We start from the raw sequence: 20,156 nt of genomic DNA, 5'->3' as shown, positions 1-20,156 counted from the left end.
GCGGCGGCCGCGGCCGCGTCGAGGACGGCGCGGTACTCGGCCGCCCGGGCCTCGGCCATGGCCGAGGCCAGTTCCCGTTCTTGGGCGAGGGCCGCGGGCCGGGCGATCCAGATCGCGGCCGTGCCGCCGCCGTCCTGGACTTCGTCGGCGAGCCACTCCAGGTGCTCGCGGGTCCGCGCATCCGCCGGCAGAGCGACCAGGCCGTCGGAGATCTGCGCGACGCCGAGCCGTTTGAGCTTGCGCCACACCGCGATCCGCGGGCTCGACGGTTCCCGCGGCATCCGGTACGACAGCAGCACCCACTCGCCCGCAACCTCGTTCATGCAACCATGGTTGCATGAAACCGCGGTTACATCAAGCTGGCTCCGAGCGGCGGCTAGGGCCGCTTCGCGAGGCGTTCGACCAGGATGATGACGGCTGCGGCGGCGGTGAACGCCGCCAGGAGGCCGAACAGCTGGGGGTTGCCGCCGGTCCAGGTGGCGAGGTGGGCGCCGGCCCAGGGGCTGAGGGCGAGGGCGGCGGTGGCGGGTGCGGTGAGGATGCCGTGGAGGACGGCGTATCCGTGCGGGCCCCAGCGGTCGGTGACGACGGTGGCGTCCAGGAGCGTGAAGGCGCCGCGGGCGGCGCCCAGGACGATGACCGTGGCGAAGACGAGCGCGACCGGTCCGGCGATGAGCGCGGTGGCGAGCAGGGTCGCGGCACCGGTGGTGAGGATCGCGACGGCGCGCAGGGTGGGTCCGGTCCGGGCGGCGATGGGGGCGTAGGCGATGCGGCCGAGGAGCTGGCCCGCGCCGCAGAGTCCGAGGGCCCAGGCGGCGGTGGTGGTGTCCATGCCGCGGCCGGTCATGAGCGGGACGAGGTAGAGGTTCGAGGTGCCCATCGCGAAGGCGGCCAGGGCGATGGCGGCGGCGAGGGCGATGAACGCCGGGGAGGTGATGATCTGCCGCCGGTCCAAGCCGGCCCCGTCCACTGCTTTGTGCGCCTTAGGGTGTGCGGGCCAGGGCGGGTTGAGGGCGAGCGCGTGTGCGGGGACGGTGACGAGGGCGAGGATCGCGGCGAGGACGAGATAGACGCCCCGCCAGTCGAAATGGCCGGCGAGGAACGCGGTGAGCGGTGCGAAGACGGTGGAGGCGAGTCCTCCGGCGAGGGTGAGGATGGTCAGTGCGCGGACCCGTCGGGCCCCGTACCAGACGGTGATGGCGGCGAACGCGGGCTTGTAGAGCACCGCGGCCTGGGCGACGCCGGAGAGGACCCAGGCGGCGATGAACCACCACAGGCTCGGCGCGAGCGCGATCCCGACGACCGCGGCCACTCCAACGGCCGAGCCCGCGGTCATGACCAGGCGCGGGCCGCGCCGGTCGAGCAGGTGGCCGACGGCGATCCCGGCGAGGGCGGAGGCGGCGAGCCCGATCGAGAAGGCGCCCATGACACCCGCGGTCGACCAGCCGGTGTCGGCGGTGATGTCCGCCAGGAGCACCGGGAGGGCGTAGAACAGGACGCCCCAGCTGGTGATCTGGGTGGCGCACAGGGCGATGAGGACCCGGCGCGGCACGGTCTCGGTGGTGGCGGCGGCTTCGGGAGCGTGGGTGGCCATGGCGTCAGGTCTATCCGATTTCGTTGCGGGAGTTCAACCCTGATATTCACTCGCCGGTGCGGGCCGGGCCCAGGAGCCGCTGGATCAGGTGCGGACTGCCCGGCCAGGCATCGAGCAGGAGTTCGCGGGGAACAGCGCGGCCCGCGTACCGCAGGGCCAAGGCGACGACCAGGATGTCGTCGAGGGGGCCGATGACCGGCAGGAACTCCGGGATGAGGTCGATGGGGCTGGCGACCCAGACCGCGGCGATCAGCAGCACGACCTTGGCGCGACGGGGCACCCGCGGATCGGCGCGGAGGCGGCGCACGGTGGTGACGAGGTCGGGGATGAACGCGACGAGGTCGCGCAGGAGGCCGGGCGGCAGCCGCCGCGCCAGCAGGACCAGGACGCCCCAGGCGACGACCAGGCAGGCCAGGGCGATGCCCAGGCCGATCGACCAGTGCCGCAACGGAGTTCGCGCCCTTCTCGGCTAGCAGCAGCCGTTGTGCTCGACCGGGTTCGACAGGCCGGCGAGGGCGCGCATGGGCGCGGCGAAGGCGTCGCAGCACAGGGAGTAGACGTTGCTGCGGCCCTTGGGAGTCACCGAGACGAGGCCGAGGTCGCGCAGGGGCGCGAGGTGGTGGGAGACGAGGGTCTGGGCCAGGCCGGTGGCGTCGGTCAGCTCGCGCACGGTCCGCGGATGCTCGGACAGGAGCAGCACGAGGGCCAGCCGGTTCTCGTCGGCGAGGGCTTTGAACTGGGGCGCGAGGCCCTTGGCGTGCTCGATCACCGACGCGTCCGAGTGCTCCTCGGCGCTGACGTCGGTCAGGGTGAGTTCGATCGTGCGGCTCATGAGTCAAGTAAACCACAGAACTTGCTATCAACAGCATTCGCTGATATTAATTAGGTGAGTTGATGTGACCGCGATCGTCGCGGTCACCCGGATCCACGGGAGCCCGCCATGTCGAACCCCACCGCTCGCCCGGTCACCACGGTCGCCGTCATCGGCGCCGGGCCGGTCGGCCTCGCCGCCGCCGCGCACCTGCTCGAACGCGGCCTGACCCCGATCGTCTTCGAAGCCGGGAGCGGCCCGGCCGACGCGATCCGCCAGTGGGGCCACGTCCGCCTGTTCTCCCCGTGGCGGTTCGACATCGACAGTGCTGCAAGGCGGCTGCTCGAAGCCCAGGACTGGACCGCGCCCGACCCCGACGGCCTGCCGACCGGCGCCGACCTGATCGACGACTACCTCGCGCCGCTGGCGAAGACCCCGGAGCTGGCCCAGCACCTGCGCTACGGCACCCGCGTCGTCGCCGTCGCCCGCCTCGGCGTGGACAAGACCCGCACCATCGACCGCGAGGGCCGCCCCTACCTGGTGCGCACCCAGTCCGCTTCGGGCGCATGGGAGGACGTGATCGTGGATGCGGTCATCGACGCCTCCGGCACCTGGTCGCAGCGCAACCCCCTCGGCGCCCACGGCCTCGCCGCTCCCGGCGAGGACCACGCCGCCGCCTGGGCCGCCGGGCCGCTCCCCGACGTCCTCGGCGTCGAGCGGGACCGGTTCGCCGGCAAGCGGACCCTGGTGGTCGGCATGGGGCACTCCGCAGCCAACACGCTCCTGAACCTCGCCCAACTCGCCGAAGCCGACCCGGGCACGACCGTCACGTGGGCGATCCGCGGCGACTCCCCGACCCGCCTCTACGGCGGCGGCTCGGCCGACGCGCTCCCGGCGCGCGGCACGATCGGGACCCGTCTGCGCGAACTCGTCGAGGCGGGCGCGATCGAGCTGGTCACCGGCTTCACGATCGACCGCTTCGAAACCCGCGACGACGGTTCGGTCGCGGTGGTGGGCAACGTCGGCGGCATCGAGCACGTCATCGAGGCCGACCATGTGGCCGCGGCGACCGGGTTCCGGCCCGACCTGGAGATGCTGCGCGAGATCCGCCTCGAACTCGACGCGATCGTCGAGGCCCCGGCGAAGCTCGCGCCGCTCATCGACCCGAACTTCCACTCCTGCGGCACCGTGCCCCCGCACGGCGAGGCCGACCTCGCCCAGCCCGACGAGGGCTTCTACCTGGTGGGCATGAAGTCCTACGGCCGCGCCCCCACGTTCCTCCTCGCCACCGGCTACGAGCAGGTCCGCTCCATCGCCGCCGCCCTCGCCGGCGACCGCGAAGCCGCCGACAAGGTCGAGCTGGAGCTGCCCGAAACCGGCGTCTGCTCCTCCTCGCGTTCCCTCGAAGCCACCTCGATCGCCGAGGCGGGCGAAGCGGGCGGCTGCTGCGGTGCCACGGCCGACTCCGGTTGCGGCACAAGCGAGACCGCCGAAGCCGGTGGAGGCTGCGGGACGGCGGCGCCGGAGCCGGTGACGATCGCCTCGCGCGGCCTGGCGACCGGGGTGCTGCACGGCCGCTCCGGCGAGCGCCGCGAACTCCCCCAGCTCACGCAGGCCGGCGGCGGCTGCTGCGGCTGACCGCTCCCGAAAGCTGACAAGGAAACAGGGGCCGGGACGCTCTCGCGTCCCGGCCCCTCGTGCGTCATGGGTTCGGTTCCCCGATCGGGCGGCGGGTGCGGCGGCGCAGCGCCCGCCAGATCAGCGGGATGCCGACGGCGGCGGGCAGGAACCAGAACGAGAGCGGCGGGAGCTCACGCCAGATCGGCAGGCGCGGTCCGTTGTCGACGTAGAACGCCGTCAGGGCCAGGATGTAGGACCCGCCCATGGCGATGATGTGGTGGGGCAGCCAGTGCCGCCACCGCAGGCGCCGGGCCGCGAACCCGATCGCGGCCGCTGCGAGCGCGCCGGTCCCGGGGATGAGCAGGAACAGGGTGTGCGGGCGCGCGAGGGCGAGCAGGCAGCCGGTCGCGAACAGCGCGGCGAGCGCCCACAGGTAGACCCGCCCCGCGACCGGGTGGCGGCCCGGCCGCTTCGGGCTGAGCATCGCCGTGATGCCCGCGGCCACGGCGCACAGGCCCGAGGCGATGTGCGCGATGACGACCAGCTCGACCATGACGGGCCTCCCGTCTTGAGCATGGCACGCATGGACAAGGGCCCGACAGAGTCATGCGGCCTGCGGTCGCGCCGTCTCCGCGTCGGTCCAGCTGGATTTGAACACGGCCCGGCGCAGCGGAGGGACCGTGCCGCACAGGCGCATGAAGCCGCGGGCGCCGGTCCGGGCGAGGCGTCCGGCCGTGGCCTGGCGCGCCCGTGACATCGAGACGTCGACGGCTTCGAAGCCGTACGCGAGCATCTGCCGCTCGTAGTCGGCGACCGCGTCGATGAGCGGTCGGGTGCCGGCGGCCGCGTCGGTCAGCGCCCGGCACAGGTTGGCCGCGTCGCGCAGGGCCGTGTTGGCGCCGACGCCGCCGGTGGGCGGCATGCTGTGGATCGCGTCGCCCAGGAGCGTGACGTTGCCGGTGGACCAGGGGCGGGGCCTGGTCGAGGCCTGGAAGCCGAAGGCGTTGATCGTCTCGGGACGCGACTCGGCCAGGATGCGTTGCAGCCGTTCGTCCCAGCCTGCGGCCCTGCGCAGGACGAGGTCGCGGAGCTCGGCTCCGCCGGCTTCGGTGTCGGCCGCTCCGGCGGGCAGGACGAACGCCCACATGAGATAGTCCTGCTGCTCCAGGCCGCCGAACAGCTCGTCGGCGTCCAGGCCGGCCGCGGTGACGTCGTCGGACAGGAGGGCCCGGGCCTCTTCGGTGGTGCGGCGGCGCTTGAACACCGCGGTGAACAGGAAGTCGCGCGGGGGCATCACGACGTTCAGGCCGCCGGTCAGCCGGTCCGGGAGCCAGTCGCGGCCCTCCAGCGGCAGTTTCCCGCCGATGCCCATGGCGCCCGCCGCGACGCGTTCGGCACCGGGCAGGAGCTGGCGCCGCAGCCGCGATTTCGCGCCGTCGGCGCCGACGAGCAGGTCGAACTCGGCGCCGCCGCCGTCGGCGAAGTCGGCGCGCACCCGGCCGTCGGCGAGGCGTTCGAAGCCGGTGGACTCGGCGCCGAAGCGGACCCGTTCGCCCAAGCCCGCCAACAGGATGCGCCGCAGCGTGATGCGGCTCGCCGCGTGGTGGCCGCGCGCGGGATCGGTGAGGCCGCCGCGGAACACCTCGTCCTCGACCAGGCACATGGTCGCGAGCCGCTCGTCGAGGAACCCGAAGCCGCCGGTGCCGGGGTCACCGGCGGTCGCCGTGAAGGCGTTCCACAGCGGCTCGGGCAGGCATTCGTGCAGGGCCGCGGAGCCGTGGGGGTCGATGTGCAGCCGGTAGCCCTGTTCGCGGGCCGTGACGTGCTCGTCGCGTTCGAAGACGTGGACGTCAATGCCCGCGCGCACGAGTCCCTGCGCCAGGCAGAGCCCGCCGATGCCGCCGCCGATGATGCCGACACTGATCATTGCAGGGTCCCTTCGGGAATGAGGAGTTCGAGGAGTTGTTCGAGGGCCGCGGCGGCGTCGGCGGGGTCGGCGTAGAACCGCGAACCCTTGACCGCCGCGATGACCAGGGCCGCGGCCGGACCGGGCGCGATGGACGGATGCCAGCCGGGCTGGTCGAACAGCGCGGTGAGCGTTGCGCGCCAGCGCTGGTCACGCTCGGCGACGATCGCGCCGATCGCCGGATCGCGTTTGGCGCGGAGGTCGATCTCGCTCAGGACGGTGAACAGCTTCGGCTGCTCCCGCATGAGGCGGGCCATGAGCTCCAGGTGCTCGCGCAGGCGCACCTGCGGCCGGTCCAACTCCGGTTCGCCGGAACGGAACCGCGAGACCGCGTAGTCGACCACGGCCGCGATCAGGTCCTGCTTGGTCGCGAAGTAGTGGTGGACGGTGGAGTGGTCGATCCCGGCCGCGTTCGCCACGACCCGCGTGCGCAGGCCCTCGAACCCGTTCTCGGCGATCTGGTCGAACGCGGCTTTCAGCAGCTGCTGCCGCCGGTCGGAGCCGGTCTTCGTCGCGGGCATGTGCTCCTCCTATGCTATCCACCAACCACTTGGTGGATAGCATAGCCGACCCGGTCCGCGATCGCACTCCAGGCGCGCGGCCTCCTCGATCGCCGCTAGGAGTCGGTGCCGCAGAGGCCGGCGGTCAGGAGGGCGAAGAGGGCTTCGTCGAAGGCCGCCGGATCGTTGTAGGCGTGCTTGTCGTCGATGCTCCAGGACAGCGTGATCTGGCGTTCGCCGTCGAAGGAGTGGAACGACTGGGTCTGGTGCCCCATGCCGTCGCCGACGTGGCCGAGGAAGACCTCCTCGGGGTCGTCGGGGCAGCCGACCTGGACGCCGCCCAGGCCCAGGCCGTACTGGAAGCCCGTGCCGGTGTCGGTGAACTCGGTGGCCTCGGCGAGCTGCTCGGCGGTCAGCAGGGTGCCGTCGGTGAGCGCGTCGTAGAAGTCGTTCACGTCGCCCACAGTGGAGACGGCGCCGCCCGAGGCGCCCAGCTGGGTGTTGGACACCGCGGTGGCGTCGAAATACGGATCGGCCGGGTCGCCGGTCGTGATGTACGGGACCGAGTGCGGGCCGCGGATGCCGGCGGTGTCGTCCCGCGGGAAGTACGTGTGGTCGAGGCCGGCCGGTTCGAACACGCGCTCCTGGAGCTCGTGCCGCAGGCTGTGCCCGGTGCGCTCCTCGATGAGCAGGCCCAGGACCACATAGCCGGTGTTGGAGTAGGACCAGCCCTCGCCCGGACCGAACGGCGGCTCCTCCTGGATGGCGATGGCGATCAGCTCCTCGGGTTCGTAGTGGCTCCGGTAGTCCTCGCGGACCTCGGTCAGGTCCCCGTTCTCCAAGCCGGGATAGGCGATCGGGACCCAGTCGGGGACGCCGGCGGTGTGGGCGAGGAGCTGGCGGATCGTCGGCTGCCGCTCGTAGGGCAGGAGGTCGGGCAGGTAGTCGGAGAGGGGCGCGTCGAGGTCGAGGACGCCCTCGCCGTCGAGCTGGAGGACGACCGCGGCCACCATCGACTTGGTGACGCTGCCGATCCGGACCCGGTCCCCCGGGCGCGCCCGGCGCGCGTCCTCGTCGAGGCTGCGATTCCCGGCCGCCTCACTCCAGGTGTCGTCACCGTCCCGGACCTCGACGAGGACGGAACCGGCCGTGAGGCCGGCGAAGTCGTCGAGCCGGGCTTGGAGCGCTTCGGTGTCGAGCCTCCCGGTGTCGTGCCGGGCCGGATCGGCCGCGGCGATCTGCGTGACCGCCAGCGCACCGACGAGTCCCAGCGCCGCGACCGCGGCGGGGATCATGCGTTTTCTCATGATCGAACCGTATGGGCCGCAACGGCTTCAAACGAGCCTGCGGACCCCCGGATCACAGGTACCGCCTGCCCCACCCAAGGCGCGGAGCGCGCAGGCGCAGCCGCACTGCCGAGACGTCATGTCGGCCGCTTCGCCTCCGGGGTGAGCGCGAGCGCCGGGACGACATGTCGCATTGAGCAAGGCGGCGGGCGCTAGCGGGTCGCCGGGGGCGGCGGGCCGGCCGTTCCGGGGTTGAAGGCATCGAAGACGAGCGCGAGGGAGCGCCGCCAGTCGCCGTCGGGCGTGACCCAGGGGAAGTTCGCGAGCAGGCCCAGGACGCGGACGACGTCGTCGCCGGTCACGTCGTCGCGCATCGTGCCCTCAGCCTTGGCGCGTTCGGTGAGCTCGCCGAGGACGGTCCGCGCGGGCGCGATGACCTCCGCGGTCAGCGCCGCCGGGTTCGCGGCCGCGGCGAGGGTGTTGCGCTCGCGGTCGACGATGGCGAGCACCGCCTCCATGACCATCAGGATCGCCGTGCGCGGGTCGTAGTCGGGCGTGCGGTACAGGATCGGCGGCAGGTGCTCGGTGACGGTCTGCCGCAAGGCCGTCCGCACCAGCGCCTCCTTGTGCGGGAAGTGGCGGAACAGGGTCCGGACGCCGACCCCGGCCCGCTCGGCGATCGCCTCCAGGGGCGCGTCCGGGCCCTGGTCGGCGAGCACGGCGCGCGCGGCGTCCAGGATCCGCTTGACGTTGCGCGCGGCGTCGGCGCGCAGCGCTCGTTCTTCAGGAGGCACCCGCGCATTCTAGCCGGACCGGTCCCACCCCAGGTGAAAGCATGAATTGACACCCGACTGACATATTTAGTATGGTCGATTCATAAGTTCGTGCGCCACGAATACCCCCATCCGGCAAGGAGCGTCCCGTGCACACGCAATCCCTACATAGAGCGCGCCTGCGCCTGGCCGCCGTCGCGGCCGCCGCGCTCGCGACCCTGGCGGCCGGCCTCGTCGGCGCCGTCAGCGCCGTCAGCGCCCAAGCGGCCCAAGGCTGCGAAGTCGAGTACAACGTCCAAAACCAGTGGCCCGGCGGCTTCACCACGAACGTCGCCGTCCGCAACCTCGGCGACCCGATCGACGGCTGGGACGTCGAATGGGTCTGGCCCGAGGGCCAGGCCGTCACCCACGGGTGGAACGCGAAGTTCACCATCACTGCGGAGCAGGTCAACGCCGAGAACCTCAGCTACAACGCGAAGATCGCCACCGGCTCCTCGGTCTCCTTCGGCTTCAACGGGTCCTGGGCCGGCGTCAACCGCGACCCGTTCGAGTTCCGCCTCAACGGCCGCGTCTGCGACGGCACCGTCGGCGAGCCCACCACGACCCCGACCACCCCGCCCCCCACGGGCAATGTGTCCGCAATGGACCAGGTCGCGGCGATGCAGCCGGGCTGGAACGTCGGCAACACCCTCGACGCACTCGGCGGCGAGACCGCCTGGGGCAACCCGCTCATCACCGAGCAGCTGCTCGCCCACGTCAAGTCGCAGGGCTTCAACTCGATCCGCCTGCCCGTCACCTGGGACGAGTACATGGGCGACGGCCCCGGCTACACGGTCGACCCCGCCCGCATGGAGCGCGTCGCCCAGGTGATCGACTGGGCCCTGGAGGCGGACCTGCAAGTCCTCCTCAACGTCCACCACGACTCGTGGATGTGGCTCAACGCCCTGCCGACCGACCACGACGCCGTCATGGCCAAGTACGAGGCACTGTGGACGCAGATCGCCGACCGGTTCAAGGACTACCCGGCCGAGCTGTCGTTCGAGAGCGTCAACGAACCCCAGTTCACCGGCAGTGAAGGCGCCGCGGGCGACGCCCTCACCGAGGAGCTCAACCTCGCCTTCCACGAGATCGTGCGCGGCTCGGGCGGGAACAACGACGACCGGCTCCTGGTCCTGCCGACCCTGGTCACCAACGCAGAGCAGCCCCGCCTGGACGCGCTCAAGGCCACCATCGACGGCCTCGACGACCCGATGATCGCCGCGACCATCCACTTCTACGGCTTCTGGCCCTTCAGCGTCAACATCGCCGGGTTCACCTCCTACAACGCCGAAGTCGAGGCCGACCTCGTCGGCACCTTCCAGCGCGTCAACGACACCTTTGTGGACGCCGGCATCCCGGTCATCATGGGCGAGTGGGCGGTCCTCAACTACGACCACAACCGCCCCGGCGTCCACCAGCCCGGTGAACTGCTGAAGTTCTTCGAGGCCACCGAATACCAGGCCCGGGACAAGGGCGTCACCACGATGCTGTGGGACGCGGGCCAGTTCCTCAACCGCAGCACCCTCCAATGGCGCGACCAGCACATGTACGAGTACTTCGCCTCCGGCGTCACCACGCGCTCGGGCACGGCCTCGTTCGACTCGGTCTACCTGCCGAAGACCGGCACCATCGCAGCGAAGTCGTTGACCCTCAACCGCAACGGGCTCACCTTCACCGGCCTGTGGCAAGGGGGCACCAAGCTCGCCGAAGGCGCCGATTACACCGTCTCCGGCGACACGCTCACCCTCACCTCCGCCGCGCTCACCCGCCTCGCCGGGAACCGCGCCTACGGGGTGAACGCCACCATCGAGGCCCGCTACTCCGCGGGCGTCCCGTGGCGGATCAAGATCATCACCGCCGACACCCCGGTCCTGTCCAGCGCCACCGGGCCCTCGTCGTCGTTCGCGATCCCGACCCAGTTCAAGGGCGACACCCTCGCGACCATGGAGGCCAAGTACGCCGACGGCTCGAACGCCGGCACCGCAACCTGGACGTCCTACCAGGAGTTCTGGTCCAACTTCCGGCCCGACTACACCGCCGGGACCCTCATCCTCACGCCCGAGTTCCTGGCCGCCGTCACCGACGGCCGGCCCGTCACGCTGACCTTCCACTTCTACAGCGGCAGAACGGTCTCCTACACGATCACCGAGAACGGAGGCACCGTCACGGGCACCGCGACCTGAACCTGAGGAGGGGTCATCGTGCGCGCGGCGAGGGCTTCCTGGCGTCGTAGTCGCTTCGGGCCTGTTCGACCTTGTCCAGGTTGACCGACCATTCGGCGATCGAGGCGAACAGGGGTCCAAGGCCGCGCCCGAGGTCGGTGATCTCGTACTCCACTCGGGGAGGGACCTCGGGGTGGTAGGTGCGCACGACGAACCCGTCGCGTTCGAGCTGCCGGAGCCGCTGGGTCAGCACTTTCGGGGAGATCGTGGTGATCCGGCGCTCCAGCTCCACGAAGCGCTGCCGCCCGAACTCGTTGAGCACCCACAGGATCGGGGTGGTCCACCGGGAGAAGACGAGGTCGACGACGGGCGAGATCGGGCACGCCAGCTCCGGCGGAACGACTGTGGTGTCGGACACGAAAACCATACTTTCCTCTAGGTACCTACTATCCCCACGACAGTAACGTGACTCGGGTCGTACATGCGACCCGAGACAGGAGAACCACATGATCGTCGTGACAGGTGCCACCGGGAACGTCGGCAGGCCGCTCGTGCAGGCCCTCATCGAGGCGGGCGAGTCGGTGACGGCCGTGTCCAGGAAGGCGACCGGCGCGCCCGCGGGGGCCCGGGTGCATCAGGCCGACCTGGTCGAACCGGAGAGCCTCAAGCCCGCCCTCGACGGCGCCGAGGCGCTGTTCGTGCTGACCTCGGCCGACTTCATGGCCGGCGGGGACATGGGCGGCGTCCTCGCCGTCGCGGAGGCGGCCGGCGTCCGGCGGGTGGTCCTGCTGTCCTCCCACGGCGTGGGCACGGGACGCCACCCGTCGCATCTGGAGGACGCCGTCAAGCGGTCGAGTCTGGAGTGGACGATGCTGCGGCCGGGCAACTTCGCCTCCAACGCCTTCCAGTGGGCGGACACGGTCCGCAGTCAGCGGCTGGTCGCGGCGCCGTTCGGCGACATCGCGATCCCTGCGGTCGACCCGACCGACATCGCCGAGGTCGCCGCGGCCGCGCTGCGCGAGCCGGGCCACGGCGGCAAGGTCTACACGCTGACCGGGCCCGCCGCGATCTCGCCGCGGCAGCAGGCCGCGGCGATCGGAACCGCCATCGGCGAACCGGTGCGGTTCGCCGAGCTGACCCGGGAGGAGGCGCGGGACGGGATGCTGGCGTACATGCCCGAGCCGATCGTCGAAGCCACGCTCGGCGCCCTCGGGACTCCGACGCCCGCCGAGCAGGCCGTCAGCCCCGACGTCGAACGCGTGCTCGGCCGCCCGCCCCGGGCCTTCGCCGACTGGGCCGCCCGCAACAGCGCGGCGTTCAAGTGAGCACGCGGTGTCCGTCCTGCGCGTGGGCTCACGCGGAGGACGGGCACCGCCGACCGGCTACTTCCCCGACGGGAGCCGCCCGGTCGGCCAGACCAGGGCTTGGGCGAGGATGACGCGTTCGCCGTTGAAGGTGGCGGCGGGGCCCTGGTGCAGCTCGTAGCCGAGGGCCAGCATCTCGCTCACTCGACGGCAGAACGCCTCGTCGTCCGGGCCGGTCAGGACCCGATAGGTCGGCAGTCCGTCCGGCGGGGTGCTCATGTCGGCCTCGGTGCGCTCGCTCATGCCGCCCACTATCGCCGGGACCGGCGCCCGCGCACAGGGCCTGGAATGACATCCATGGGTACATTCGTGCCCGGCTTGTCGGTGGCCGGTGGGACCACACCTCGCCTCACCCCGAGTCCGCGAAGTCGCCGTCGCTCCGTCACGGGGTGAAGGGCGGTTTGACCACCCGGACCGGGATTCGGCCCTCGGGGCCTGCGGCCTCCAGGCGGGCCCCGGGTTCGAGGCCGGAGTCGAGGAGCGCGAGGGCGATGCCCTTGTCGACGGTCGGCGAGTAGCCCGCCGAGGTGGTGACCCCGACCTGCCGGTCGCCTTCGAACACCGCTGCGCCGGAGAGCGGGACGCCGTCGTCCAGGGCTTCGAGGCCCCACAGCCGCCGCGCCGGGCCGGCGGTGCGGATGGATTCGAGCGACTCCTTGCCGTGGAAGGCCTCCTTGCTCCAGCCGACCGCCCATCCCATCCGGGCCTCGACGGGGTTCACGTCCGGGCCGAGTTCACTGCCGTGCTTGGGAAGCCCCTGCTCCAGGCGCAGCAGGTCGTAGGCGTCGAGGCCGCACGCGCTCGCGCCGGAGGCGAGCAGGGCGTCCCAGAGTTTCAGGCCGGGCTCGGGGAGCATCACGACCAGGTAGCTCTCCTCGCCCAGGCGGTCGGTCCGGCAGGCCCACGCGCCCTCCCACGGTTCGAGGGTCGCTATCTCGAAGTCCATGTGCGGGTGGCCCACCGGGATGCCCAGTCGGCCCAGCATCTGCGCCGATTCCGGTCCGTGCACCTCCAGGAGCACCTGGGAGCCGTCCAGGACGGCGAGTTCGACCAGTCCGGGGGTGTAGTCGTCGATGACGATCGCGGCGTCGAGCCAGTTCGCGGCGGTGCCGAAGAGCTCGAACCCGGACTTGGTGAAGCGGTTGACGAGGATCTCGTCGATCACGCCGCCGTCCCTGTCGCACAGGAGGCTGTACTGGGACTTGCCGACGCTGTTGAGCTGGTCGATGTCGTTGGTGAGGATCGCGTTGAGCGCCTTGCCCGTGCCGAGCCCGTGCAGCATGATCTGCCCCTGGTGCGACAGGTCGAAGACACCGGCGCGCTCCCGCACGGCGGCGTGCTCGCCGTACGTGTCGCCGTAGTCCATCGGGACCAGCTGCGTGTCCTTGCGGCCCCACTTCCACTCCTCGAAGCGCGCCCCGAGCGCCTCGTGGCGCTCGTGCAGCGGTGAGCGCCGGACCTTGCTTTCCTTGTCAGCCATGAACGGACGGTAACCACTCGATCCCGATCGACGCAACCCTCGAACCGGCGTCTTCCGCAGATCGGGTTCGCGTCCGCGATGGGCCCCGCGGAGCCCGTGTCCCACGGGCGACCACGCACGGTCAGCGCGGAGAATGGCGGCATGCTGGCAGCCGAGCACGTCGTCGATCTCCGCGTCCCCTCCCAACTCGCGCTCTCGCCGGACGGCCGCTGGGTGGCCTACACGGTCAAGACCGTCGCCAGAGGCGTCGAGGAACTGTGGCTCGCGGCCGCTGACGGGAGCGTCGCTCCCCGAAAGCTGACCGAGGGCGCCGAGCCGCGCTGGTCGCCGGATTCGGCCACCGTGTACTTCCTGCGCGATGGGCGGCTGTGCCGGTTCGCCGACGGCGAATCGGAGACGCTGACCGCCTGGGGCGGGGCGGTCTCGGGCCATCTGCCGCTGTCGGAGGCGGTCGTCTTCCTCGCCGAGGACGAGACCGCGGTCGAGGGCGTCCGGGTGTGGAGCGAGAACCTGCGCCCGACGCGGCTGCGGGCCCTCGATCTGGAGAGCGGAGCGGTCAGGACGCTCGGGCACGAGCATGTCACCGCGGTCGCGCAGCGCCCGGACGGCGGACCGCTCGCGGTCCTCTCCTGGCCGACGCCCGAGCTGGACCCCGGTGCGTTCGAAGCGCGGCTCTCCCTGTGGGACATGGAGACGGGCGGCGTCCGCGATCTCGGCCGGGCCGGGATCGACGCCTCCTCCCCGGTCTGGTGGGAGGCCGACGACGGCTGGCATGTCGCCTACCTCGCCTACGTGGAGCCGGCCGGCGGCCTCGCGGTCTTCGATGTGGCGGTCGCGACCGGGGAGCACCGCAATCTGACGGCCGGCATGAGCGCCTGCCCGATCGAACTCGTCCAGGCCGCGTCGGGCCCGCCCTGGATGCTGGTCGCCGAGGGCCTCGACACCGCCGTCCACCGGCTCGGCGCCGGTGCGGCGCTGCGGGTGACCGGGCAGGCCGAGTCACTGGCGGTGCGCGGCGAGGTCGTCGCCGTGGTCGTGAGCACGGCCCACCGGCCCAAGGAGGTCGCCTGCGGCACCCTCACCGGTCCACTGGGGACGATCACCGACCTGGGCGGCGGGCTCAGCGGCATTCCCTGGGGCGCGCAGGAGCGCCTGCATTACGAGGCGGGCGACGGCCTGCCCCTGGACGGCCTGCTGATCCTGCCGCCGGGGAAGACCCGGGACGACGGGCCGTTCCCGCTCGTCACCCTGGTGCACGGCGGCCCGTACGACCGCCACGCGGATCGGTTCATGCTCAACTGGTACCCCTCCGGGCAATGGCTGGCGCACGCCGGTTACGCCGTCTTCCATCCCAATCCCCGCGGCGGGCAGGGGCACGGCCACGAGTTCGCGGCCCGCGTGGCGGGCCGTGTCGGCCTGGAGGAGTGGGACGACATCGAGACCGGCATCGACCTGCTGGTCGCCGCCGGGGTGGCCGACCCCGATCGGCTCGGCATCGGGGGCTGGAGCCACGGCGGCTTCATGGCCGCGTGGGCCGTGGGGCGGACCGAGCGGTTCAAGGCCTCGCTGATGGGCGCCGGGATCAGCGACTGGGGCATGCTCGCCGCGACCGGCGAGTTCGGTCCGTTCGAGGCCGCGCTCGGCGGCAGCGTCGGATGGGAGGGCCCCGGCCCGCACCCGCACGACCGGCTGAGCCCGGTCTCCCACGCCGCCAAGATCCGGACGCCGGTGCTCATCCTCCACGGCGAGGACGACACGAACGTCCCGCTGTCCCAGGCGGAGTACTTCCACCGCGCGCTGCGCCACTTCGGAATCGAGCACGAGTTCGTCGTCTACCCCGGAGAAGGCCACTCGCCCCGCGAACGCACGCACCAGCTGGACGTCCTCCAGCGCACCCGGGACTGGTTCGACCGCTGGCTCCGCCGACCCGCCGACGATGCCGGCGACGGCCCCGCACCCGCCGGTCGGCGGTTCGCCGCATGAGGTCGGTCCCAGTCCGATGCGCCCGTCCCTCGCCGCCTCCTATGATTGACGTGTCAACAAGTATGGTTGACACGTCATTCATCTGCGTTCGGAGGTCTGCGATGCCACAGCGGAAGGGCCGCGCCGCGCTCACCCGCACCGAGCTGGACAGCTGGCGCGTCTTCATCGAGACGACCGAGGATCTGCGCACGGCCCTGGCCGGGCGGCTCCAGACCGACAGCGGGATCTCTCCGGGGGACTACCGGGTGCTGCTGGAGCTGAGCGAGGCCCCCGGGCGGCGGCTGCGGTCCTCGCACCTGGCCGACGCGATCTGCTGGGAGCGGAGCCGGCTCTCGCACCACTTGGGCCGCATGGAGAAGCGGGGCCTGATCACGCGCGAGGCGGCGGCGGGCGACAACCGCGGCGCCGAGGCGGTGCTCACCGAGGAGGGGCGCGACGCGCTGCGGCGCTCCAGCGTCCCCCACTTCCACGCCATCCGCGAGCTCTTCGTCGACGCGCTCACCCCCGAGCAGCTCGCGGCCGCCCGGGACGTCGCCGAGACCCTCCGGGACCACCTCGCCGGACTCAAGGAGCGCGGCGAGTAGGCGCGCGCAGCGCCGCGAGCGGGCGAGGGGTGGCGCTCGTCGCAGCCCCCGCCCATGTAGTTGACGTGTCATCTACATCGATTTACGATTGACGTGTCAACCAGTTCCCGGCCCCGAGGCCGGCGATCGAGGAGAGCATTGTGAGCGGCATCGAGTTCGGCATCGACAGCTTCGGCGACCTGCCCCGGGACGACCAGGGCGACGTCACCACGTTCGCCCGGGCCATCCGCGCCACCGTCGACGAGGCGGTCCTCGCCGACGAGGTCGGCATCGACGTCGTGGCCCTCGGCGAGCACCACCGGCCCGAGTTCGCCATCTCCTCCCCCGAGACCGTCCTCGCGGGCATCGCGACCCGCACCGAGCGCATCCGGCTGTCCTCGGGCGTGACCGTGCTCAGCTCCGACGACCCCGTCCGCGTCTTCCAGCGCTTCGCGACCGTCGACGCGCTCTCGAACGGGCGCGCCGAGATCATCCTCGGCCGCGGCTCCTTCACCGAGTCGTTCCCGCTGTTCGGCTACGACCTGGCCGACTACGACGTCCTGTTCGAGGAGAAGATCGACCTCTTCCACAAGCTCCTCGACGAGAAGCCCGTGACCTGGAATGGCACGCAGCGCGCGCCCCTGATCGACCAGGACGTCTTCCCCAAGACCGAGTCCGGACGCCTGCCCACCTGGGTCGGCGTCGGCGGCAGCCCGCAGTCGGTGGTCCGCACCGCCAAGTACGGGTTCCGGCTCATGCTCGCCGTCATCGGCGGCCCCGCCGAGCGCTTCGCCCCCTACGTCGACCTCTACCGCCGCGCCGCCGACCAGCTCGGCACCACCGCCTACCCGGTCGGCCTCCACTCCCCCGGCCTCGTCGCCGACACCGACGAGGAGGCCAAGGCGCTGTTCTACCCCGGCTACAAGGTCGTGCGCGACCGCATCGGCAAGCTGCGCGGCTGGCAGCCGCTGCGCCGCGAGGAGTTCGACGCCGAGGTCGACCACGGCTCGCTCTACATCGGATCGCCCGAGACGGTCGCCCGGAAGATCGCCGCCGCCGTCCGCGCGCTCGACGTCGGCCGCTTCGACCTGATCTACTCCGCGGGCGGCGCGATGTCCGCCAGTGCCCGCCTGCGCGCCGTGGAACTGTACGGAGACAAGGTGATCCCGATGGTGAAGGACCTCCTGTCGGACGGCTCGCGATGAGTCACGGGCAGACCGTCGGCATCCTCGGCGCGGGCAAGGTCGGCACCGTCCTCGCCCGCCTGGCCGTCGCGGCCGGGTACCGGGTCCTCATCGCGGGCTCCGGCGACCCGGCGGCGATCGCGCTCACCGTCGAGGTGCTGACGCCCGGCGCCGTCGCGGTGACCGCGGCCGAAGCCGCGAGCGGGGCCGACATCGTGATCCTCGCCCTGCCCCTGGGCAAGTACCGGACGATTCCCGCCGCGGACCTGCGCGACGCGCTCGTCATCGACGCCATGAACCACTGGTGGGAGGTCGACGGCCCCCGCGAGCGCGTCCTCGACCCGGGCGCCACCTCCAGCGAGGCCGTGCGGGACTTCCTGGGCGCGAAGCGAGTCGTCAAGGCGTTCAACCACATGGGCTACCACGACCTCGAAGCCGAGGCCCGGCCCGTCGGCGCGGCGGGCCGCAGGGCCATCGCGGTCGCCGGGGACGACGACACCGATGTCGCGGCGACCGCGGCCCTGGTCGACGCCCTCGGGTTCGACCCCGTCACCGCGGGACCCCTCGCCGAAGGCGCCCGCATGGAGCCCGGCACTCCGGTCTTCGGCGCGAACGTCGACGCCGGCCGGCTCCGCGAACTCCTCGGCGGTACAGGCTGAGCCGCGCGAGTGGTTCGGCCCCAATGCATCCGCCCTTGGCGACCTCAGTCATGGCATCGACCTAGACCGGACGGGGTGGGCGCCGTTCACAGGCGTCGTCTCGCTTCGACGAACAGCAGCCAGCCGAGGTAGCCGCCGCCGATGATGACGGTGATCAGGCCGACGGGCAGCGGCGTGGGGGCGAGGTGCTGGGCGATGAAGTCGGCCGCTCCCAGCAGCAGGGCGCCGACGAATGCGGCGGGTGCGAGGGTGATTCCGGCGGTGCGGGCGAGCCTGCGGGCGATCTGGGGCGCCGACAGGGCGATGAACGCGATGGGCCCGGACGCCGCGGTCACGGTCGCCGTCAGCGCCACGCCGATCACGATGAGGCCCAACCGGACTGCGGCGATGCGGACCCCTTGGGAGGCGGCGGTGTCGTCTCCCAGTTCCAGCTGCCGCATCGGCCGGCTGAGCACGCCCGCGAGCGCCAGCAGGCCGGCGACGCACGCGCTCCCGATCGCGACCTGATCCCAGGACAGCCCGTTCAGGGACCCGGCGCCCCATGCGGCGGCGGACATCGCGACTTCCAGCTTCGCTTTGAGCAGCATCCAGGTGTTCAGGGAGTCCAGCATCGCGGCGAGGCCGATGCCGACGACGATGAGCCGGAATCCCTGCACGCCGCGGCGCCAAGCGAGCACGTACACCAGGAGCGCGGTCGCGATCCCGCCCAGCAGGGCGCCGCCGGCCACCTGCAGGTAGTCGCCTCCGATGAGGACGATCACGATGAGCGCTCCGGTGTAGGAGCCGGAGGAGAACCCGATCACGTCGGGCGATGCCAGCGGGTTGCGGGTCAGCGACTGGAACATCGCCCCGCTGACGCCGAGCGCGGCACCGAACACCACGGTCGCCGCGACGCGGGGAAGCCGCCATTCGACCACGATCTCGCGCACGAGCCCGGTCTCTCCACCGGTGAGCGCGGACACGACCTGGGTGATGCCGAGCTGGTAGGAGCCGGTCGTCAGCGCCGCCAGCGCGATCGCGACCACCCCGAGGGCGAGCGCTGCGCAGACCGCGGCGCTGCGCAGGTCGACCCGGAATCCGAGCGGTCCGCGCCGAATGACGAGCGTGCGCCGCCCGAAGTCCGTTCGGTTCTCGCCCAGGCGGGAAAAGGTACCGGTCATAGCCCGCTCGCCTTGCTGCGCCGCGCCAGCGCGATCAGCACCGGGGCGCCGACGAACGCCGTCACGATCCCGACCGGGAGTTCACCGGGTGCGATGAGGATGCGGCCCAGGAGGTCCGAGGCCAGCAGCAGGCTCGGGGCCAGCAGCATGCTGTAGGCGAGGATCCAGCGCTGGTGCGGGCCGGTGATCCAGCGGGCCACGTGCGGGACCATGAGCCCGACGAACCCGACGGGTCCGGCGATCGCGGTGGCACCGCCGGCGAGCACGGTGACCGCGGCGATCGCGAGGATGCGGGTGCGGGCCACGCGCGCGCCTTGGGCGACGGCCATCTCGTCGCCGAGGGCCATCGCGTTGAGCGGACCCGACACGGCGAAGGCCAGGACGAGCGCCGCCGCGAAGAACGGCAGGAGCGGCCAGACCGCGTCGAGCGGGCGGCCGGAGATCGAGCCGGCGTTCCAGGACCGCATCGCGTCGAAGGCGTCCGGGTCGGTCAGCTGGAGCGCCTCCCGGGCGCCCCCGAGCACCGCGCCGACGCAGACCCCGACGAGGACCATCGCCACGGGTGAGTGGCCGCGTCCGGTCGATCCGAGGGCGAGCACCATGACGGTGACCGCCAGTGCGCCGGCGAAGGCGAACCACATGTGGTCCTGGACGTCGCGGACGCCGAGCAGCCCCACGGCGACGGTCACCGCGAAGGAGGCGCCCGCGTTGACGCCCAGGATGCCGGGATCGGCCAGGGGGTTGCGGGTGAGGGCTTGGATCAGCGCGCCCGATACGCCGAGTGCGACGCCGACGACCAGGCCGACGACGGTGCGCGGCAGCCGGTAGTCGCGGATCGCGAACTGGTCGATGTCCGCGGAGGAGTGGAACAGCGCGTCCCACACCGTTGCGGGAGGGATCGTCGTCGAGCCGATCATGACGCTGAGCACCAGCAGGACGAGCAGTGCCGCGAGTGCGACGACCAGCCCGGTCATGCGCCTCCGCGGCCCGGCCGCCTTCGCGGTGGCCGGGC

General features: G+C 71.9%; 21 protein-coding genes. 7 read left to right on the top strand and 14 right to left on the bottom strand.

The annotated features are described in order from the left end of the window. The 4 genes from DI269_RS19035 to DI269_RS19020 form a co-directional block, all read right to left on the bottom strand. A partial coding sequence (locus DI269_RS19035; protein ID WP_198667555.1) for a Chromate resistance protein ChrB occupies nt 1-323 on the bottom strand: 323 nt, incomplete at its 3' end. Between the two features lie 53 nt (nt 324-376). Beyond that, nucleotides 377-1,594 carry an MFS transporter gene (locus DI269_RS19030; RefSeq protein WP_112138738.1) on the bottom strand — a complete coding sequence of 406 codons (1,218 nt, stop codon included), beginning with the start codon at nt 1,592-1,594 and terminating at the stop codon, nt 377-379. Between the two features lie 46 nt (nt 1,595-1,640). Further along, nucleotides 1,641-2,042, bottom strand: a complete 402-nt coding sequence (locus DI269_RS19025) for a YkvA family protein (protein WP_112138736.1) — start codon at nt 2,040-2,042, stop codon at nt 1,641-1,643. Between the two features lie 21 nt (nt 2,043-2,063). Next, nucleotides 2,064-2,426 (bottom strand): ArsR/SmtB family transcription factor, encoded by a 363-nt coding sequence (locus tag DI269_RS19020; protein ID WP_112138734.1) that lies wholly within the window; start codon nt 2,424-2,426, stop codon nt 2,064-2,066. 108 nt (nt 2,427-2,534) lie between these two features. On the opposite strand from DI269_RS19020, the gene DI269_RS19015 reads away from it, so the two are divergent. Further along, a complete protein-coding gene (locus tag DI269_RS19015) occupies nt 2,535-4,043 on the top strand; it encodes an NAD(P)-binding domain-containing protein (protein ID WP_112138732.1) in 1,509 nt (502 codons plus the stop codon). Nucleotides 4,044-4,107: 64 nt separating this feature from the next. On the opposite strand, the gene DI269_RS19010 is transcribed toward DI269_RS19015, so the two are convergent. The 5 genes from DI269_RS19010 to DI269_RS18990 form a co-directional block, all read right to left on the bottom strand. Then, nucleotides 4,108-4,578: a DUF2306 domain-containing protein gene (locus DI269_RS19010; RefSeq protein WP_112138730.1), complete on the bottom strand. Its 471-nt coding sequence runs from the start codon at nt 4,576-4,578 to the stop codon at nt 4,108-4,110. A 51-nt stretch (nt 4,579-4,629) separates the two neighbouring features. After that, complete coding sequence (locus tag DI269_RS19005; RefSeq protein ID WP_112138728.1) at nt 4,630-5,952, bottom strand: FAD-dependent oxidoreductase; 1,323 nt, start codon at nt 5,950-5,952, stop codon at nt 4,630-4,632. After that, the gene (locus tag DI269_RS19000; protein ID WP_112138726.1) at nt 5,949-6,512 is read right to left on the bottom strand and encodes a TetR/AcrR family transcriptional regulator; all 564 of its coding nucleotides are present in this window, start codon (nt 6,510-6,512) and stop codon (nt 5,949-5,951) included. Before DI269_RS19000 ends, DI269_RS19005 begins: the two co-directional genes overlap by 4 nt. 95 nt (nt 6,513-6,607) lie before the next feature. After that, complete coding sequence (locus DI269_RS18995; protein WP_112138724.1) at nt 6,608-7,798, bottom strand: serine hydrolase domain-containing protein; 1,191 nt, start codon at nt 7,796-7,798, stop codon at nt 6,608-6,610. A gap of 191 nt (nt 7,799-7,989) precedes the next feature. Further along, entirely contained in the window at nt 7,990-8,571 is a 582-nt protein-coding gene (locus tag DI269_RS18990; RefSeq protein WP_112138722.1) for a TetR/AcrR family transcriptional regulator, read from the bottom strand. A 128-nt stretch (nt 8,572-8,699) separates the two neighbouring features. Between DI269_RS18990 and DI269_RS18985 the strand changes: the two genes are divergently transcribed. Further along, nucleotides 8,700-10,772 (top strand): cellulase family glycosylhydrolase, encoded by a 2,073-nt coding sequence (locus DI269_RS18985; protein ID WP_112138720.1) that lies wholly within the window; start codon nt 8,700-8,702, stop codon nt 10,770-10,772. A gap of 13 nt (nt 10,773-10,785) precedes the next feature. Here DI269_RS18985 and DI269_RS18980 read toward each other — a convergent pair whose 3' ends face one another. Continuing rightward, complete coding sequence (locus DI269_RS18980; RefSeq protein ID WP_112138718.1) at nt 10,786-11,178, bottom strand: winged helix-turn-helix transcriptional regulator; 393 nt, start codon at nt 11,176-11,178, stop codon at nt 10,786-10,788. A gap of 79 nt (nt 11,179-11,257) precedes the next feature. Between DI269_RS18980 and DI269_RS18975 the strand changes: the two genes are divergently transcribed. Beyond that, nucleotides 11,258-12,076: an NAD(P)H-binding protein gene (locus DI269_RS18975; RefSeq protein ID WP_112138716.1), complete on the top strand. Its 819-nt coding sequence runs from the start codon at nt 11,258-11,260 to the stop codon at nt 12,074-12,076. Nucleotides 12,077-12,133: 57 nt separating this feature from the next. Here DI269_RS18975 and DI269_RS18970 read toward each other — a convergent pair whose 3' ends face one another. Together DI269_RS18970 and DI269_RS18965 are read right to left on the bottom strand one after the other, a co-directional pair. Then, the gene (locus tag DI269_RS18970; RefSeq protein ID WP_112138742.1) at nt 12,134-12,334 is read right to left on the bottom strand and encodes a DUF1737 domain-containing protein; all 201 of its coding nucleotides are present in this window, start codon (nt 12,332-12,334) and stop codon (nt 12,134-12,136) included. A 163-nt stretch (nt 12,335-12,497) separates the two neighbouring features. After that, on the bottom strand, nt 12,498-13,595 hold the full coding sequence (locus tag DI269_RS18965; RefSeq protein ID WP_112138714.1) for an aminomethyltransferase family protein: 1,098 nt from the start codon (nt 13,593-13,595) through the stop codon (nt 12,498-12,500). A gap of 141 nt (nt 13,596-13,736) precedes the next feature. Between DI269_RS18965 and DI269_RS18960 the strand changes: the two genes are divergently transcribed. From DI269_RS18960 to DI269_RS18945, 4 genes are all read left to right on the top strand, one after another. Next, nucleotides 13,737-15,578, top strand: a complete 1,842-nt coding sequence (locus DI269_RS18960) for a S9 family peptidase (RefSeq protein ID WP_112138712.1) — start codon at nt 13,737-13,739, stop codon at nt 15,576-15,578. Nucleotides 15,579-15,679: 101 nt separating this feature from the next. After that, nucleotides 15,680-16,162: a MarR family winged helix-turn-helix transcriptional regulator gene (locus DI269_RS18955; protein ID WP_112138710.1), complete on the top strand. Its 483-nt coding sequence runs from the start codon at nt 15,680-15,682 to the stop codon at nt 16,160-16,162. A 140-nt stretch (nt 16,163-16,302) separates the two neighbouring features. Then, nucleotides 16,303-17,346, top strand: coding sequence for an LLM class flavin-dependent oxidoreductase (locus tag DI269_RS18950; RefSeq protein ID WP_112138708.1), 1,044 nt, complete (start codon nt 16,303-16,305; stop codon nt 17,344-17,346). Then, nucleotides 17,343-17,984: an NADPH-dependent F420 reductase gene (locus DI269_RS18945; RefSeq protein WP_112138706.1), complete on the top strand. Its 642-nt coding sequence runs from the start codon at nt 17,343-17,345 to the stop codon at nt 17,982-17,984. The genes DI269_RS18950 and DI269_RS18945 overlap by 4 nt, the downstream gene beginning before the upstream one ends. A gap of 86 nt (nt 17,985-18,070) precedes the next feature. Here DI269_RS18945 and DI269_RS18940 read toward each other — a convergent pair whose 3' ends face one another. Together DI269_RS18940 and DI269_RS18935 are read right to left on the bottom strand one after the other, a co-directional pair. Continuing rightward, entirely contained in the window at nt 18,071-19,144 is a 1,074-nt protein-coding gene (locus tag DI269_RS18940; protein ID WP_112138704.1) for a FecCD family ABC transporter permease, read from the bottom strand. Continuing rightward, nucleotides 19,141-20,156, bottom strand: a 1,016-nt coding sequence (locus tag DI269_RS18935; RefSeq protein ID WP_332871979.1) for a FecCD family ABC transporter permease, incomplete at its 5' end; no start/stop codon positions are given. The genes DI269_RS18935 and DI269_RS18940, both read right to left, overlap by 4 nt.

It is taken from the genome of Glycomyces dulcitolivorans (assembly GCF_003265355.1).
GTDB classification, from domain to species: Bacteria; Actinomycetota; Actinomycetes; order Mycobacteriales; family Micromonosporaceae; genus Glycomyces; species Glycomyces dulcitolivorans.
The sequence above is the reverse complement of the archived record's forward strand: the minus strand, read 5'-3'. Positions and strand labels throughout refer to the sequence as shown.

Excerpts from the sequence above, each read along its gene's own strand:
- DI269_RS19015 (WP_112138732.1), top strand. The coding sequence starts at position 2,535 with ATGTCGAACCCCACCGCTCGCCCGGTCACCACGGTCGCCGTCATCGGC.
- DI269_RS18960 (WP_112138712.1), top strand. The coding sequence starts at position 13,737 with ATGCTGGCAGCCGAGCACGTCGTCGATCTCCGCGTCCCCTCCCAACTC.
- DI269_RS18940 (WP_112138704.1), bottom strand. The coding sequence starts at position 19,144 with ATGACCGGTACCTTTTCCCGCCTGGGCGAGAACCGAACGGACTTCGGG.
- DI269_RS19000 (WP_112138726.1), bottom strand. The coding sequence starts at position 6,512 with ATGCCCGCGACGAAGACCGGCTCCGACCGGCGGCAGCAGCTGCTGAAA.
- DI269_RS18955 (WP_112138710.1), top strand. The coding sequence starts at position 15,680 with ATGCCACAGCGGAAGGGCCGCGCCGCGCTCACCCGCACCGAGCTGGAC.
- DI269_RS18980 (WP_112138718.1), bottom strand. The coding sequence starts at position 11,178 with ATGGTTTTCGTGTCCGACACCACAGTCGTTCCGCCGGAGCTGGCGTGC.
- DI269_RS19030 (WP_112138738.1), bottom strand. The coding sequence starts at position 1,594 with ATGGCCACCCACGCTCCCGAAGCCGCCGCCACCACCGAGACCGTGCCG.
- DI269_RS19005 (WP_112138728.1), bottom strand. The coding sequence starts at position 5,952 with ATGATCAGTGTCGGCATCATCGGCGGCGGCATCGGCGGGCTCTGCCTG.
- DI269_RS19020 (WP_112138734.1), bottom strand. The coding sequence starts at position 2,426 with ATGAGCCGCACGATCGAACTCACCCTGACCGACGTCAGCGCCGAGGAG.
- DI269_RS19010 (WP_112138730.1), bottom strand. The coding sequence starts at position 4,578 with ATGGTCGAGCTGGTCGTCATCGCGCACATCGCCTCGGGCCTGTGCGCC.
- DI269_RS18945 (WP_112138706.1), top strand. The coding sequence starts at position 17,343 with ATGAGTCACGGGCAGACCGTCGGCATCCTCGGCGCGGGCAAGGTCGGC.
- DI269_RS18995 (WP_112138724.1), bottom strand. The coding sequence starts at position 7,798 with ATGAGAAAACGCATGATCCCCGCCGCGGTCGCGGCGCTGGGACTCGTC.
- DI269_RS18970 (WP_112138742.1), bottom strand. The coding sequence starts at position 12,334 with ATGAGCACCCCGCCGGACGGACTGCCGACCTATCGGGTCCTGACCGGC.
- DI269_RS18965 (WP_112138714.1), bottom strand. The coding sequence starts at position 13,595 with ATGGCTGACAAGGAAAGCAAGGTCCGGCGCTCACCGCTGCACGAGCGC.
- DI269_RS18975 (WP_112138716.1), top strand. The coding sequence starts at position 11,258 with ATGATCGTCGTGACAGGTGCCACCGGGAACGTCGGCAGGCCGCTCGTG.